Annotated in this window: 19 protein-coding genes and 1 pseudogene; 7 read left to right on the plus strand and 13 right to left on the minus strand. The window is 46.6% G+C overall.

All coding sequences use genetic code 11. The annotated features are described in order from the left end of the window. Positions 1 to 40: 40 nt before the first annotated feature. From atpB to QUA25_RS10280, 3 genes are all read right to left on the minus strand, one after another. The gene (atpB, locus tag QUA25_RS10270) at positions 41 to 799 is read right to left on the minus strand and encodes a F0F1 ATP synthase subunit A (protein WP_333037347.1); all 759 of its coding nucleotides are present in this window, start codon (positions 797 to 799) and stop codon (positions 41 to 43) included. Between the two features lie 55 nt (positions 800 to 854). Next, the gene (locus tag QUA25_RS10275) at positions 855 to 1,316 is read right to left on the minus strand and encodes an ATP synthase subunit I (RefSeq protein WP_333037348.1); all 462 of its coding nucleotides are present in this window, start codon (positions 1,314 to 1,316) and stop codon (positions 855 to 857) included. Between the two features lie 327 nt (positions 1,317 to 1,643). Beyond that, positions 1,644 to 2,096: a nitrate reductase associated protein gene (locus QUA25_RS10280; protein WP_333037349.1), complete on the minus strand. Its 453-nt coding sequence runs from the start codon at positions 2,094 to 2,096 to the stop codon at positions 1,644 to 1,646. A 165-nt stretch (positions 2,097 to 2,261) separates the two neighbouring features. On the opposite strand from QUA25_RS10280, the gene moaA reads away from it, so the two are divergent. The 4 genes and pseudogenes from moaA to QUA25_RS10300 form a co-directional block, all read left to right on the plus strand. Continuing rightward, positions 2,262 to 3,251 (plus strand): GTP 3',8-cyclase MoaA, encoded by a 990-nt coding sequence (gene moaA, locus QUA25_RS10285; RefSeq protein WP_333037350.1) that lies wholly within the window; start codon positions 2,262 to 2,264, stop codon positions 3,249 to 3,251. Then, positions 3,248 to 3,907, plus strand: a complete 660-nt coding sequence (locus QUA25_RS10290) for a hypothetical protein (protein WP_333037351.1) — start codon at positions 3,248 to 3,250, stop codon at positions 3,905 to 3,907. Before moaA ends, QUA25_RS10290 begins: the two co-directional genes overlap by 4 nt. Continuing rightward, positions 3,900 to 4,340 (plus strand): DUF7689 domain-containing protein, encoded by a 441-nt coding sequence (locus tag QUA25_RS10295; protein ID WP_333037352.1) that lies wholly within the window; start codon positions 3,900 to 3,902, stop codon positions 4,338 to 4,340. Before QUA25_RS10290 ends, QUA25_RS10295 begins: the two co-directional genes overlap by 8 nt. A 56-nt stretch (positions 4,341 to 4,396) precedes the next feature. Next, a pseudogene (locus tag QUA25_RS10300) lies at positions 4,397 to 4,504 on the plus strand (cyclic pyranopterin phosphate synthase MoaA); the annotation flags it as partial. Positions 4,505 to 4,564: 60 nt separating this feature from the next. On the opposite strand, the gene QUA25_RS10305 reads toward QUA25_RS10300, so the two are convergent. From QUA25_RS10305 to QUA25_RS10340, 8 genes are all read right to left on the minus strand, one after another. Continuing rightward, a complete protein-coding gene (locus QUA25_RS10305) occupies positions 4,565 to 4,930 on the minus strand; it encodes a DOPA 4,5-dioxygenase family protein (protein ID WP_333037353.1) in 366 nt (121 codons plus the stop codon). A 214-nt stretch (positions 4,931 to 5,144) separates the two neighbouring features. Beyond that, a complete protein-coding gene (locus QUA25_RS10310) occupies positions 5,145 to 5,384 on the minus strand; it encodes a DUF5615 family PIN-like protein (RefSeq protein ID WP_333037369.1) in 240 nt (79 codons plus the stop codon). A 6-nt stretch (positions 5,385 to 5,390) separates the two neighbouring features. Next, positions 5,391 to 5,861: a thermonuclease family protein gene (locus QUA25_RS10315; RefSeq protein ID WP_333037354.1), complete on the minus strand. Its 471-nt coding sequence runs from the start codon at positions 5,859 to 5,861 to the stop codon at positions 5,391 to 5,393. Between the two features lie 384 nt (positions 5,862 to 6,245). Further along, on the minus strand, positions 6,246 to 6,491 hold the full coding sequence (locus QUA25_RS10320) for a hypothetical protein (protein ID WP_333037355.1): 246 nt from the start codon (positions 6,489 to 6,491) through the stop codon (positions 6,246 to 6,248). Positions 6,492 to 6,586: 95 nt separating this feature from the next. Next, positions 6,587 to 6,760 carry a hypothetical protein gene (locus QUA25_RS10325; RefSeq protein WP_333037356.1) on the minus strand — a complete coding sequence of 58 codons (174 nt, stop codon included), beginning with the start codon at positions 6,758 to 6,760 and terminating at the stop codon, positions 6,587 to 6,589. A gap of 135 nt (positions 6,761 to 6,895) precedes the next feature. Next, positions 6,896 to 8,128 (minus strand): class I SAM-dependent methyltransferase, encoded by a 1,233-nt coding sequence (locus QUA25_RS10330; protein ID WP_333037357.1) that lies wholly within the window; start codon positions 8,126 to 8,128, stop codon positions 6,896 to 6,898. A 37-nt stretch (positions 8,129 to 8,165) separates the two neighbouring features. Further along, a complete protein-coding gene (locus tag QUA25_RS10335) occupies positions 8,166 to 8,342 on the minus strand; it encodes a hypothetical protein (protein ID WP_333037358.1) in 177 nt (58 codons plus the stop codon). A gap of 167 nt (positions 8,343 to 8,509) precedes the next feature. Continuing rightward, the gene (locus QUA25_RS10340) at positions 8,510 to 8,659 is read right to left on the minus strand and encodes a hypothetical protein (RefSeq protein ID WP_333037359.1); all 150 of its coding nucleotides are present in this window, start codon (positions 8,657 to 8,659) and stop codon (positions 8,510 to 8,512) included. 150 nt (positions 8,660 to 8,809) lie between these two features. Here QUA25_RS10340 and QUA25_RS10345 point away from each other — a divergent pair, with 150 nt between their 5' ends. The 3 genes from QUA25_RS10345 (at position 8,810) to arr (ending at position 12,321) form a co-directional block, all read left to right on the plus strand. Continuing rightward, the gene (locus tag QUA25_RS10345; RefSeq protein ID WP_333037360.1) at positions 8,810 to 11,578 is read left to right on the plus strand and encodes a phycobilisome rod-core linker polypeptide; all 2,769 of its coding nucleotides are present in this window, start codon (positions 8,810 to 8,812) and stop codon (positions 11,576 to 11,578) included. An 81-nt stretch (positions 11,579 to 11,659) separates the two neighbouring features. After that, a complete protein-coding gene (locus tag QUA25_RS10350; protein ID WP_333037361.1) occupies positions 11,660 to 11,851 on the plus strand; it encodes a hypothetical protein in 192 nt (63 codons plus the stop codon). A gap of 35 nt (positions 11,852 to 11,886) precedes the next feature. Next, positions 11,887 to 12,321 carry an NAD(+)--rifampin ADP-ribosyltransferase gene (gene arr, locus QUA25_RS10355; RefSeq protein ID WP_333037362.1) on the plus strand — a complete coding sequence of 145 codons (435 nt, stop codon included), beginning with the start codon at positions 11,887 to 11,889 and terminating at the stop codon, positions 12,319 to 12,321. Positions 12,322 to 12,626: 305 nt separating this feature from the next. Here arr and QUA25_RS10360 read toward each other — a convergent pair whose 3' ends face one another. Both QUA25_RS10360 and QUA25_RS10365 read right to left on the minus strand, forming a co-directional pair. Then, positions 12,627 to 13,079, minus strand: a complete 453-nt coding sequence (locus QUA25_RS10360; protein WP_333037363.1) for a DUF732 domain-containing protein — start codon at positions 13,077 to 13,079, stop codon at positions 12,627 to 12,629. 158 nt (positions 13,080 to 13,237) lie between these two features. Beyond that, positions 13,238 to 13,801, minus strand: a complete 564-nt coding sequence (locus QUA25_RS10365; protein ID WP_333037364.1) for an alkaline phosphatase PhoX — start codon at positions 13,799 to 13,801, stop codon at positions 13,238 to 13,240. Positions 13,802 to 13,868 lie beyond the last annotated feature (67 nt).

Genomic DNA, 13,868 nt, shown 5'->3' on the forward strand with positions numbered 1-13,868 from the left:
TTTTCTTTTTCCTCCTTCATTCTTCGCCGTTTATCGTTAGTTAATCGTGGTGTTCTTCGCCGTGACCGCCTTCTAGAGCTTCACCTATGTAGGCTGCGGCTAAGGTTGCAAAAATCAAAGCTTGAATTGCACTGGTAAATAGTCCCAGAACCATCACTGGCAGAGGAACAAATAAAGGCACTAGCAACACTAGCACTCCGACCACCAATTCGTCCGCAAGAATGTTACCAAACAAACGGAAACTTAGGGACAGAGGCTTAGTGAAATCTTCTATGATTTTGAACGGCAACATGAAAGGCACCGGTTCAACATAGTGGGCGAAATACCCCAAGCCGCTTTTGCTGAGACCTGCATAAAAATATGCTAGAGAAGTCAGCAGTGCAAATGCTACCGTCGTATTGATGTCAGCGGTAGGAGCTCCCAATTCGCCTGATGGCAGCTTAATTAGCTTCCAAGGAATTAGAGCGCCAGACCAGTTTGACACAAAGATGAACAGAAATAATGTACCAATAAACGGTACCCAAGGGCGATATTCTTTTTCCCCAATTTGGTTTTTAGCCAAGTCCCGAATAAATTCCAGCGCATACTCCATAAAATTTTGCATTCCGCTGGGAATTCGCTGGATTTTGCGGGTTCCTAAAATCGAAACTACGACTAAAACAGCAATTACAAACCACGAGGTTAGAAAAACCTGTCCATGCACTTTCAGATTGCCGAGTTGCCAGTACAACTGCTGGCCAACTTCCAATTTGGCGAGGGGGAAACGATTAAAGGTGTTTAGAACGTCAAGCATTGCCATTCAACGGGCTTCCCCATACAAATCGATGAGTTGAGTTTTGCTCTTCTTACCTGACTTACCTGTAATCTAGTGCTAATGCACTTCGGATCACGTAAACCATCAGCGCAGCTTTGTAAGTCAGAAATCCCAAAAATATCGGTAAAATCTGTAGCTGATTCCACTGTGTTCCTACTATCATCACCGCGAAAAACAGACCGAGCCTTGTCTTGCTGATGCGTTGATTTTGGCTGCCGATTCGTTCAACGTCTCTAGCCAACATCTTTAAGTAAACCACACCTGTGACCGCCCCAAGCAAATAATTCAGGGCAATGTTAAGGGAGTAAAAAATCCAAACGGAGATAAAAATAATCGCCGTAAAAGCAAGGGTGTACGCCAACAACTCTTGTTGGAGGCGATAAAAGTCTTGCATGGGATTCGTTGTCTCGGACGAGACTGTCGAGACTGTCGAGACTGTGCCAGCTTGAGGAATATCCTCGGTTGCTGGTGTGGGTTCGGTGGGTGTGTTTTGCGTGTTCACGAAGCTCAGAAACTAATGCAGGTAGCAGGCGAGTGCTTTGCAAACTCAGAAAAATAATACCACGCTGCGGTAACAATACTTAAAATAAAATTAATCATATTTTCGGAATTTGGTTCCGGGCGCTTCGGAAACCTCAAGCCGTTAAATGTCCGATCGACCTTACCCTAAATCTTCCACCGCCAGATAACACTTTTTTATACATTTTTCTCGTGCTTCTCACTAAGTAAGCCTCACTTAGTGAGAGGGTAGAGGACGATCGCGCGAATCGATGAGGTAACTCTCCCTTGTCTGCCTCTGCGCCCTACAAGAGTTAATTCAAATTCGATCTCATTCAATAACCTTAAATTCTTGAAGCGCCGGAATGAAATTTTTATTCTCGTGGCTCGATCGACTAAGCTTAATCAAAGCAAATCGCTGTAGTGGCTGCAAATTCGCCCACTGGGCCAAAGAAATTGTCACGCCGAGCTCTTGCGCTTTTGCGGAAACTGACTCCGGTACAGTTACAGCATCCATCCACGGGGGATTTTCATCAACAGCCAAATCAGTTCCGGGTTTGCCTGTCTGTTGAATTAATATTTGATTTAGCTTTTCTCGGTAATCAATAATTTCGGCTTCTGTCAAGCAAGGTAACTCTACAAGAGTTTGCCGTTCTGCTTGGTTAAAATGATTCCAATCCTGCAACTTCAATTTAATGCCGCAAGTATCTAACTTGAGACGTACTTGCATGGGGATGCAGCGCAAAGCTTCGACAAAATCAGCTTCAAATTCAAAGAATGTCATAGATGTATAGACTTGCAAACTAGATTTTTTTTATTAACCGCAGAGGACGCAGAGAGCACAGAGTAAGAGAAAAGAGAGAAATCGATGCAGGTTTTTTGCTTTCTATCAATAATTGCAGAAAATGCGATCGCCATTTATAATTAAATAATATTACAAACTATTGACATGGATACCGTAGACTACCTTCGGATTAGTTTAATAGACCGCTGCAACTTCCGCTGTCTCTACTGTATGCCGGAAGGTAGCGAGTTGGACTATGTATTGCAGCAGCAGTTGTTAACTCACTCGGAATTGCTAACTCTGCTGCGGGAAGTTTTTATACCCGTGGGATTTACCAAGTTTCGCTTGACTGGAGGGGAACCGCTGCTGCGGCCTGGGGTGGTGGAATTGGTGAGGTCGATCGCATCTTTGCCGGAAACGCGAGATTTGTCAATGACAACTAACGGCTTTTTGCTGGCCGGAATGGCGGAAAATCTCTACAATGCTGGTTTGCGCCGGATTAATATTAGTTTGGATTCCTTGGAACCGGAGACTTTTGATAAGATAATTGGCAGTCGGGGACGATCGCGGTGGGCGCAGGTTTGGGAGGGAATTCAAGCGGCTTATCAAGCTGGATTCGACCCACTGAAACTCAATGTGGTGATAATTCCCGGTGTGAATGACGGCGAAATATTGGATTTAGCGGCGTTAACAATTAACCGGAATTGGCACGTTCGATTTATTGAGTTTATGCCGATCGGGAATGGGGATTTATTTGGCGATAAAGGTTGGGTAGCATCGGCCGAATTGCGGCAACAAATTAACGACAAATACGGGTTAGCTGAGTCGGGTGTTCGCGGAAATGGGCCGGCGGATGTTTTTCAAATTCCGGGGGCGAAGGGCACTTTAGGATTTATCAGCCAAATGTCCGAGTGTTTTTGCGATCGCTGCAACCGGATGCGTTTGTCTGCTGACGGGTGGCTGCGGCCTTGTCTGCTGAACGAAACCGGGCAAATTGACTTAAAAACTGCTCTGCGTGGTGGGACTCCTACAAGCGAATTGCGCGATCGAGTGCGGCACATATTAGAGATTAAACCTGAGATTAATTTCAAGCAGCGAGATTCGGGAACTACTCAAGGAAGTTACAGCCGCACCATGTCTCAAATCGGCGGATGAACTGCCCGAAATCGATCGCTCTTTTTGTTATGTGGGCCAGAGGGGCGATTCCCTACGGGATAGCTGCGCTTCAGGTACTTGGGCAAAAATGGGCGATCGATCTTTGTCAACTCTGTATCGATAATTTATTTGCTACACTTAAGACATCATCCAATTTTGTAAGTCAGATGAACACCATCTCGATCGCCATTTCAGACGTGCTGATTCTGAAGCTACAAAAAGTTGCTGCCGAGATGAATGTATCGATCGAAGAATTAATCTTGATGAGCATTGAAAGCTCGATCGCGCAACGAGAAAATCCCGCAGCAAATACCGATCGAGATATCTTCAATAAAAATGCTGAAATTTCGAGCGAGGTAATTGACAAATTTTATACTCTTGCAACGGAATGGGAAAGTGAAGTTGCGGGAATGTCTTCCACAGCTCAAATGTCTCAGCATCCTGCATATCAGGAAATTATTAATATGGGTTCTAAAGTCGTGCCGCTGTTGCTATCGGAACTGCAAAAAAATCCCCTTTACTGGTTAGCTGCATTGAATGCAATTACCGGTGAAAATCCCATTAAACCGGAACAAAGGGGAAGGGTAAAACAGATGGCATCAGCTTGGATAGAGTGGGGTAGAGATCGAGGCTACGCGATTGAAGAGAATGTATAGAAGACCGGAACTTGAAATTAAATGGCCTAACTTGTCTCGCACAGATTATCGAGTTACTAGCCAAAAGTCACAGGAATATAATTGCTTTGCATGGGCTGCTGGTGAAGACGATAGCTGGTGGCAACCGATACCTGGAGAGCAATTCTATTGGCCAGAAGGCGTGCCGCAAGAGGAGACTTTAGACGCATATATTCAGGCTTATCAAACACTGGGATATGAACTTTGTAATGGTGATATATTAGAAGCTGGATATCAGAAAATAGCAATATATATTGACTCTAGCGGTATCCCAACTCATGCAGCCAGACAGTTACCTAATGGTAAGTGGACAAGTAAACTTGGATGGTTAGAAGATGTTGAACACGAATTGGATGGATTGACAGGCGAGAGGTACGGAGTTGTCGGTCAAATTCTTAAATGTGCGATAAATTAGGGAAAGGCGCTCACTTTAGCTCAACCCAATTTACAAATAATTATATTAAATGCGATCGAGTGCGGCATATTTTAGAGATTAAACCGGAGATTAATTTCAAGCAGCGAGATTCGGGAACTACTCAAGGAAATTACAGCCGCACAATGTCTCAAATCGGTGGCTAATTATCTATTATCAGCGATAAGTCAGTCTGAAGTAACGCCCTCGCCTTGCGCGCGGATAGATCATAAGCTGGCGTTGGCTGTCCTAGGTCGCAGGAATTCGATATTCAACTCTAGTTTCTCTCCTAGCCACAAAGAATGTTTCGTATGGTCGGCCACATCGTCGCCTGTTTCAGGGTGAATGAGAATATCGAGTCCCTCACGATTCAGCATTAACCAGGGAACGACTTTGCCAAACTGGTCTGGTAAAAATGCAACTTGATACATCGCTTGGGGGTGGGGGCCAATGGGTTTGTCATGCCAACGCCCAAGCTGCACCTCAAACTGAGTCAATCCTTCTCGTACACGCGCAGCCGCATCGCGATTATCAGCGTCGAAGTAAATATGTCCATGAAAACCAACGATGTTAATGGTGTCTTCTTTCATCATTTTCAGTGGATTATTGAGCAGAGAGCAACAACTTTATATTAGCTTAACGTGCTGGATATTTTATTCACTGCTGTAAACTCCTTAAGTTGATATAGCAAGTCTATTTGAGTCATGAATGTAGAATAACCTGAAACGCTTGTGATGATTGAATCGATTGTTTACAAATCAAATGGTTTTGCTATATATCCTCACTCTTTGCTTTTTTGGTTTCATGCTAGGACAATACCAGTATACTCTCTGCTTCTCTATCTCCAAACTGACTAATGATGTCGATTTCATGTTGTAGCATTTGAATAATTTTAGAGGTTGAGCAATTGCCAACACGGAGATAAATAAATTTGGGAGGATGACCGTAAAGTAAACTCCGTTGATGAAAGTCAGAATCTTTGGAAACAATCACAAAATAATTTGTCTTTGCATATTCCCAAATTGGTGCAGGTTTTTGTGGGGTAATGGGATTCTATTTACACTGATTTTTTCTATAGTCCCAAGGTGGACAAGGATTATTTTTAATCCATAGTCCGATTCGCTGCTGTTGGGCGGTAGTCTGAACTTGACGCAATTCTTGAGCGATATTGATACATTTACCAATACCAATGTAATGTTCATAAACCCATGCTTGCCCTTCTTGCACCAGTTGCAAATTAATATTTTTATTGCCGAAAACTACCAAAACTACCAATAATTTATCTCCATATACGTTTTGATATACAGGTTGAACTTTGATTGATGTACCTTGTGGAAGTAGTGTTTTAAGGCGATTAGCTGCCTCTTTTCCACCTTCTTGATTTATTTCAGGTGTGTCAATGCAAGCTAACCTTACTGTTATATTTGGTCTTTTATTACTGCGAATATTGAGTGTATCGCCGTCTTCAATACTGACTACTTGGGCGTTAATAACTTGTGCTTGAACAGCTTGAGCAAAAATCATTATTTTCTTTTATTTGTCAGTTTTTTAGGTGGTAGTTAATCTAACTATACCTGTTTTTGAGTTTATACTATGGATATTTTTGAATTTGATAATATTTTATGTCAAGATATGTGTCTTCTCGATGTAGCTGGAAAGGTTACAGGACTTAGGCGGGGAAAGTGTAGTTTCCCCGCCTAGCTGGATTTATAGATGTTTCAGCCTCTAAATCACGATATGCTCTTATCCTGATTTAGTGAGATTTGTTGGTCTTCTTAACTGGTTCCCAGGCCTTAGCCTGAGAACCGAGATCCAGAGGCTCCGCCTCGCTAGCGGATAAAAACAAAAACAGGAGGCAGAGCCTCATGGAATGTGTTCCCAGACTCTAGCCTGGGAACGAGCAAACACCTACGCTTTGCGCTTCCGACGGCGAATCAGCACACTCATCACTTGCTTCGGATTAGCTGCACGTTGTACGGGACTCCAATCGCCCACTTCGGCAAATCCCAGGCGGTACAAGGTGAGTATGGTTTCCCTAACACCCTGGGGCGAACCTGTCAGCGTTACACACACCACATCCTGTTCCGATTCTGCTGCTGAGTCGTCATTTTGCCGTGCAAATTTGTTGTCGTCAGGCAAGAATTCCTGTGACATAATTATGTTCTCCTGGTTTTGGGTTTTCTAGAAAAACCCAAAAACCCAGCCACCCCGCTTTTCAACGCATAGCAGGGCGGCTACAGAGAGTGTTATCATACTCCGTTAGCCTCCAGACTGCTGATACCAGTTTGGCGGTTAGCTGTCCATTGCTGCTCGCAACAGCTTTGGGCAGTGCAACTAGATTTTTGGGCGACGCGGGCTACTTCCTCTACAAGCAAAGCAACCTGTAACTTCAAAGCGTAGCCGCAGAGGGGGGCCTGTGTCAATCCATTTGGGATTTTAGGAGTAAGATAAAATGAACCGCGAAGGCACGAAGGACGCGAAGGAAGAGAAAGAAAGAGATGCAGTTCTTCCTTCGCGCTCTTGGCGTCTTCGCGGTTCGTTCAAAGAATGAAAAAGCGCTATAATTTCGGTCTTAGCAAAATGAGCTGTTTTGATAAGATCGATCGCACTTCATCCAATCCCATCTCCACATCCGCCAAAATCTCTCCTATGCTTTTGCCAGACGGGCTTCCCTCTTTCTCCCCCCCTTGATAAGGGGGGGCTGGGGGGGGTAAACAACCTTGCAAAAACTCAAATTCAGCACTTGACAAATTGAGCAATTGGTAATTGCAATCAAACACTTGTTGACTAGGCCAACCGTGCATACAACCACTCAACTCTGGAATTGCCGCCAAAAGAGCCTGATCGTCCGACCAATCAATTTTATTAACAGGCTTTTTGCCCAAGAAAAACTCGTAATGAGTAATTTCCGTATCCAACAATTCAATTAATCGATAAAGCTCCCGTTCCGTCAAACCCTGAGCTCTTTCTATCAATTCCGGCGCTTTACCCAAAAGTCTTTCTAACTGCCAATATCCCGGATTTGAAAAACCAATAAATTCCAATCCCGAAGCATCAATTAACTCGAACAAAGTCTCAATATTGTAGTCAATTTCCTGCGGGTGAACGTACATATCAGCAAAACATTCGTCCCGCTGATTTTCTCCTGCCCAACGCTGTTTTTCGTACTTGACAAGACGGTTGTTTTCTGGTAAAGAAGCAAAGATTTGACGGCCGACTTTCACCCCATCCGGATAGTCACCTTTTTGCGGGCCTTGAAGAAGTGCGATCGCCCTTTGCATCAATTGAATTTCCCAGCGTCCGAGCTCAGCATACACAAAAATGTGCATCAAACCGCCCTCCGCCAACTTCGCCGCCAGCGCTTGAATGCCCCGGATCGGATCGGGTAAGTGGTGCAGCACGCCGACGCAGTTAATCAAATCAAACTCGCCCTCTAACTCGGCGGCATCGTACAGACTGAGGTGGCGAAAATCAGCTTCGCGCGCTCCCGATCGCCGACAGCGTTCTTGTGCTACCTTCAAAGCACCTTCACTCAGGTCGATCGCCGTCACGGAAGCTTCAGGATTGAGGTGAATCAGATAATCGGTGCTCGAACCAGTGCCACAGCCAGCATCTAAAATCCGAATATCCAGTTTTGGCGGCTTTTGGCCGGTGCAAAAATTGTAAGCATCAGGCCAACTCCAGCGCCAGTTGTACCCAGGGGGCGGTTCATCTGACAACGGATCGGGCGGGAAAGGGAAAGTATCGTAAAGCCGCCGCACGGCAGCACTGATATCAGGCGTAGTATCCATAGGTGAGGTAATTGTGCGTGAGTTTGGAGATTGGTTGTCAGTAGCTACGGACGAACAGCGCGACGCGATGCACTTCTATTGCTTCCTTACTGGCAACCAAAGTGGCGTCTCGCCAAGTTGGGAAGCCTAAGAGAGAGGGATCGGGCGATCGACAAACCCCTGGTAGCCAAGCCCTGACAGCTTCTGCGTAATAAAACTTATCATTTTTTCTCATATAAGCTCTCTTAAATCTATACAATAAATCTCGACAGGCTTTTTAACAAACAAGGACTGTCAATAGCCCACCGCTGAACTGTCGAGTAAAGCGGAGGCGTCTTTCCGCAGAAAGTCAACAGCCCCGAAACAGGCAGAAGAAAATTTTTGATTTTCTTTTCCTTTAATTCAAGGCACTTGCTGCAATTCCCCAAAGGCAACTCTCCTGCCGAGTCTTTTTTTCCACGGGTATGCCGGCGGATCGCAGCGGAGGGAGTACCCCGTGCCTGCCTTCGGATCGGACATTTCCCCGCAGGCAGAAAGATGAAACCAAAACATTTTAATCTAAGAAAGTAAGCGCGCCCGAACCTCGTGACAGGTAAAGGCAAAAAGTAAACAAAGCAAAAATACCTACTTTGACCTGCATGAGAAGGCAGCGTTAGTCTGGGTAAATGCTACAACGATTTAGATAGGGAGCTAAGGAGTCTAATGACTGTAAAGGCAAGTGGTGGAAGCTCGGTTGCGCGTCCGCAACTATATCAAACTGTACCGGTCGCAACTATTTCGCAAGCAGAACAGCAAGACCGCTTCCTACAGCGGGGTGAACTCAGCGAACTGGCAAGTTATTTCAGTTCAGGGGCTCTTCGGATCGATATCTCTGCGACGCTGACCCAAAACTCGGAACTGATAGTATCCCGCGCAGCCAACCGGATTTTTACCGGCGGTTCCCCGCTGGCATTTTTGGAAAGACCCCAAGAACCTGCGATGGCTGTAGCAGGCGCGGCTCGCGCCGGTACGGCGAATGTCTCTGAAGGCATGAAACTGGGAAATGTCACCTACGTAGAAAGCCGCTCTGGCGGCAACGGCGGTGGCGGCGGTTTCTTGGGGCTGGGAAATCTATTTTCTGGCAACGGTGGCGGCTACAGCGGCCCAATCCCTGCAGGATTTCAGCCGATCAATGTCTCGCGCTACGGCCCGGGCAACATGACCAAATCTCTGCGCGACTTGAGCTGGTTTTTGCGCTACATCACCTACGCGATCGTAGCTGGCGACCCGAACATTATTTCGGTGAACGTGCGCGGATTGCGGGAAATCATCGAAAATGCTTGCTCTTCGGCGGCCACAATTGTGGCAATGCAGGAAATGAAGGCAGCATCTTTGGGCTATTTCAGAAACAATGCAGAGGCAAGTGCGATCGTCGGACAGTATTTCGACGTAGCAATTACCGAATTCAAAGCTCCCACACCTTCAGACAAGGTGCGGCAGCGCGAAAGCAACGACCAGCAAGGGCTGCAACTGCCCCAAATCTACTTCAACGCAGCCGAGCGGCGATCGAAATTCGTCATGAAAACCGGTCTGTCTTCGGCCGAAAAGCTGGAAGTAATCAAAGCAGCTTACCGCCAAGTATTCGAGCGCGACATTAGCCGCGCATACAGCCAAAGCATTTCTGACTTGGAATCCAAGGTCAAAAATGGCGAAATCTCGATGAAAGAGTTTATTCGCCGCCTTGGCAAATCTCCTCTGTACCGTCAGCAATTCTACGAGCCGTTTGTCAACAGCCGCGCTGTAGAACTTGCTGCCCGTCACTTCCTAGGTCGCGGTTTGAGCTCGCGGGAGGAATTTAGCAAGTATTTTGCGATCGTCAGCAAAGGCGGCCTGCCAGCCCTCGTAGACGCGATGGTCTATTCGCAAGAATATTCCGACTACTTCGGCGAAGAAACAGTGCCTTACCTACGCGGTTTGGGCCAAGAAGCTCAGGAGTGTCGCAACTGGGGCCCGCAAATTGATTTGTTCAATTTCAGCGCTCCGTTCCGCAAGGTTCCTCAGTTCATCACCTTGTTTGCCGGCTACAACCAGCCTCTGCCAGACCAGCACGTTTACGGTGTTGGCAATGACCCCTTAGAAATTCAGTTCGGCGCGATTTTCCCGAAAGAAACTCGCAACCCCAAGAGCCGTCCAGCTCCCTTCGGCAAGGACACCCGCCGCATCCTAATCCGTCAAGGTGCAGGTATTGACAATCAGTTGAGCAATCCGGCGGCTCGCGGTGCTGCTCCTGGTTCTCTGGGCCCCAAGGTCTTTAAATTAGACCAGTTACCGAGCAACTATGTTGCTTCCAAGAAAACTGCCCGCGGTGTCTCTAGCAGCTACAGCAACAGTTCTAGTGTCAAATTTACCGAAAGTTCGACTCAAGCGGTGATTCGGGCAGCTTACCTGCAAGTGTTTGGTCGCGACGTGTTCGACGGCCAGCGCCAAAAGGTAGCGGAAATTAAGCTGGAAAACGGCGAGATTCCGATGCGCGAGTTTATTCGGATGTTGGCGAAGTCTGACGTGTTCCGCAATATGTACTGGAGCAAGCTTTACGTTTGTAAGGCGATCGAGTACATTCACCGCCGACTCCTGGGACGCCCTACCTATGGCCGCCAGGAAATGAACGCTTACTTTGACATTTGCGCCAAGAAGGGTTTCTACGCGCTGGTCGATAGCATCATGGACAGCACGGAGTACAACGAAGCTTTTGGGGAAGATACAGTTCCCTACGAGCGCTATGTAACTCCCGGTGGTTTGTCGATGCGGACGATGCGATCGGGTTCCGTCGCTGAGCAAAATGTCCAAGCTCAGACGCCAGAAACTCCTCGGTTTATCGAACTCGGCACTGCGCTCGATCGGGGCGATTTCGAGTTACAAAATAGCCTCGCTCAAGGTGTCAGCAAGCGGCGCGAACAAACTAAGGTGTTCAAGCTGACGACTACTTCGGACAAGGTAGCTTTGAAAACTTTAATTCAAGCTGCTTACCGTCAAGTTTTTGAACGCGACTTGAATCCCTACGTTGTGAAGAATGAATTCACGGCGCTGGAAAGCAAACTGGGCAACAATGAAATCAATCTCAAGGAGTTCATTGAAGGTTTAGGTTGTTCCTCGCTGTACGTCAAACAGTTCTACGCACCTTATCCCAATACTAAGGTGATTGAGTTGGGAACCAAGCACTTCTTGGGCCGCGCTCCCCGCAATCAAGCGGAGATTCGGACGTACAACCAAATCTTAGCAAGTAAAGGGATTAAGGGCTTTATCAACGCCATGTTGAACAGCGTTGAATATGCTGAGGCGTTTGGGGAGGATACTGTTCCTTACCGTCGCTTCCCGACTCTGCCGGCTGCGAATTTCCCGAATACTGAAAGACTGTACAACCAGTTGACTAAGCAGAATGGTGAGATTGTGGTTCCGAGTTTTGAGCCTGTGGCTGCTATTGACAGAAGCTAATAACAAACTGCAAGAAAGTTAATTTTGTAGGTTGACAAAAATCCTCCGTTACGGTAGTGCTGTAGCGGGGGATTTTTGGTGATGTTACCTTTAACACCTGAAGATGTCTGGATGAAAAAGGCTCACCGCCTTGCTCCCTCCCTAGCTTCCTTTGGTGGTGATGAAAAGGCTTATCAGGAGTGGCTAGCTACTCAGTCGGAGGAAGCGCAGGCTGAATCGAAATCGGCAACGGAGTGGCTCAAGACTCAAGAAAAACAGCCTGCTGAGGTGTAGTAAAAGAAAAGACATTCACAAAGAATATAACGACAATGATCGCAAACAGAAGTGAGGACAAGTCAATAGACCTAAGTTCACAAAGGTTCTATCATGGCACTAAGGCAAATCTGAAGCAGGGAGACCTGATTGAACCCGGCTTTAATTCAAACTACGGTAAGAGGAAGAAGGCATCCTATGTCTATCTAACCGCCACCTTGGATGCTGCTATTTGGGGAGCTGAACTTGCCTTGGGCGAAGGACCAGACAGAATTTATATAGTACAGCCGACTGGTCCGATTGAAGATGACCCCAATTTGACGGACAAGAAGTTCCCTGGAAACCCAACAAAGTCATACCGTTCTCGGAATCCGCTACGGGTTTGTGGTGAGGTTACAGATTGGCAGGGACACACCCCAGAACAGCTCAAAGCCATGAAGGAGCATCTTGAGCGACTTAAGCAACTTGGTATTGAGGCAATCGAGGATTGAGCAAAAATGTGAAAATAAAGTCGCAATTCACTTTTCCCCGCGAGGGGATTAAAACTTTATAGACTTATTGAAATTTGCAAAATTCTAACATCCGTTTGATTTTTAGCAACTGTCTTTGAGATTTCCCAAAAGCCAGATACAATTGTTAACAGCCTATTCAGGTTTGGGGACAAGTGTCAAGCGATTTTCTTTCACCCGATCGCCACAGTAACCCCCCCCATCTCACAGAGGCAATCCCAGCCACCGCTCCTACTTCTGAAGCGCCAGTAATGGCAGAGTCGCTCGCTCCACTCAAACTTCCTTGCTCAGTCGTCAAACTCAGGGCAGTAATATTTAGGAGCCAGAGCGTTAAGTGCATCAACTTCAGCATTACCTTGAGGTTGCAGCAAGTCGATCGACATTCCGGCACTGAGCGCATTACATATCCCGCGCGCACGTTCGATAGCAGCTTGGGGATTTCGCTGAACGCGAGACACGACATCGGATGAGGATGAATTGAGCCGTTTGCTCAACGATCGTTGATAACTATTAAGAAAGGCCTGGTCATTTGGCTGTAAAGCGATCGGGCGGCTGCTGCCACTACTTCCACAAAGCTTACCTAAGTCGATCGTTTGACCATCACTTTTCTGTATATAGCAAACATAATCAACGGGTGTTTGAGCGACTGAACGACTAGATTGACATAGGTCAACGCCAAAGGCGATCGACACCATTACCAAAGAATAAAACACTCGTTTCGACTGTCTGACGTATTGCACGACTCTTCAAACTCCCACAAACCGTTAAACTTTCATAGGCTTATAGAGAACCCACACCGGATGTTGCCACAATCCGGCGTGATTCACCATATTCTGCATAGTGCGAACATTAAGCGTTTTACACGCAAATAAAATGCTCGCACTATAAGGCAGTAATGTTATGCTCCTCGTTGAGACTTCCAAGGGCCCCAAATGGCAAACGTGATGCCTGGGGTTTGGATATTAACGAACATAGTATTACCATCCGGCGAGAAGCAGGCTCCGGCAAACTCGCTATCGTTGATAGCATTTTTTGCCAGACGATACAGTTCCCCGTTGGGAGTTACACCCATCACGAACTGCTCATCAGCGCCATCTTCGCAAATGATCAGATCACCATAAGGTGCCACAACAATGTTGTCAGGACCATCGAGTTCCTCAGCCGATTTAGCCTCAACAAAAAGTTCGATCGTATCTTGATCGGGAAGATAGCGCCAAACCTGACCAAATCCGTTGGGTCTGCCATTAGCATCAACAGAGCCACCGTTTGTACAACAGAAATAAACTTCACGATTGCCGTACCAGATGCCTTCCCCACGAGCAAACTGGGCAGCACCTTTACCGAAACCTTCGACCCGTACCGTATCCGTAGCAGGGTCAGGATTGTCAATTGTCACCCATTCCACTGGCATCGGTTGACCCTTGCGAAAGCCTGCAAAAGTCTTTGCCTGCGCATTACTCACAAGTTAAGCTAAAAGCACTATTGTCAATGAGTCAAATTACTCATCTTTTACCTGTTGACCCAATTAA

The organism is Microcoleus sp. Pol17C6 (assembly GCF_036701145.1).
In the GTDB taxonomy this organism is placed as follows: domain Bacteria; phylum Cyanobacteriota; class Cyanobacteriia; order Cyanobacteriales; family Microcoleaceae; genus Microcoleus.

Coding starts and splice junctions, on each gene's coding strand:
- atpB (WP_333037347.1), bottom strand. CDS start 799: ATGGCAATGCTTGACGTTCTAAACACCTTTAATCGTTTCCCCCTCGCC.
- QUA25_RS10280 (WP_333037349.1), bottom strand. CDS start 2,096: ATGACATTCTTTGAATTTGAAGCTGATTTTGTCGAAGCTTTGCGCTGC.
- moaA (WP_333037350.1), top strand. CDS start 2,262: ATGGATACCGTAGACTACCTTCGGATTAGTTTAATAGACCGCTGCAAC.
- QUA25_RS10290 (WP_333037351.1), top strand. CDS start 3,248: ATGAACTGCCCGAAATCGATCGCTCTTTTTGTTATGTGGGCCAGAGGG.
- QUA25_RS10295 (WP_333037352.1), top strand. CDS start 3,900: ATGTATAGAAGACCGGAACTTGAAATTAAATGGCCTAACTTGTCTCGC.
- QUA25_RS10305 (WP_333037353.1), bottom strand. CDS start 4,930: ATGATGAAAGAAGACACCATTAACATCGTTGGTTTTCATGGACATATT.
- QUA25_RS10315 (WP_333037354.1), bottom strand. CDS start 5,861: ATGATTTTTGCTCAAGCTGTTCAAGCACAAGTTATTAACGCCCAAGTA.
- QUA25_RS10320 (WP_333037355.1), bottom strand. CDS start 6,491: ATGTCACAGGAATTCTTGCCTGACGACAACAAATTTGCACGGCAAAAT.
- QUA25_RS10330 (WP_333037357.1), bottom strand. CDS start 8,128: ATGGATACTACGCCTGATATCAGTGCTGCCGTGCGGCGGCTTTACGAT.
- QUA25_RS10335 (WP_333037358.1), bottom strand. CDS start 8,342: ATGAGAAAAAATGATAAGTTTTATTACGCAGAAGCTGTCAGGGCTTGG.
- QUA25_RS10340 (WP_333037359.1), bottom strand. CDS start 8,659: ATGTTTTGGTTTCATCTTTCTGCCTGCGGGGAAATGTCCGATCCGAAG.
- QUA25_RS10345 (WP_333037360.1), top strand. CDS start 8,810: ATGACTGTAAAGGCAAGTGGTGGAAGCTCGGTTGCGCGTCCGCAACTA.
- QUA25_RS10350 (WP_333037361.1), top strand. CDS start 11,660: ATGTTACCTTTAACACCTGAAGATGTCTGGATGAAAAAGGCTCACCGC.
- arr (WP_333037362.1), top strand. CDS start 11,887: ATGATCGCAAACAGAAGTGAGGACAAGTCAATAGACCTAAGTTCACAA.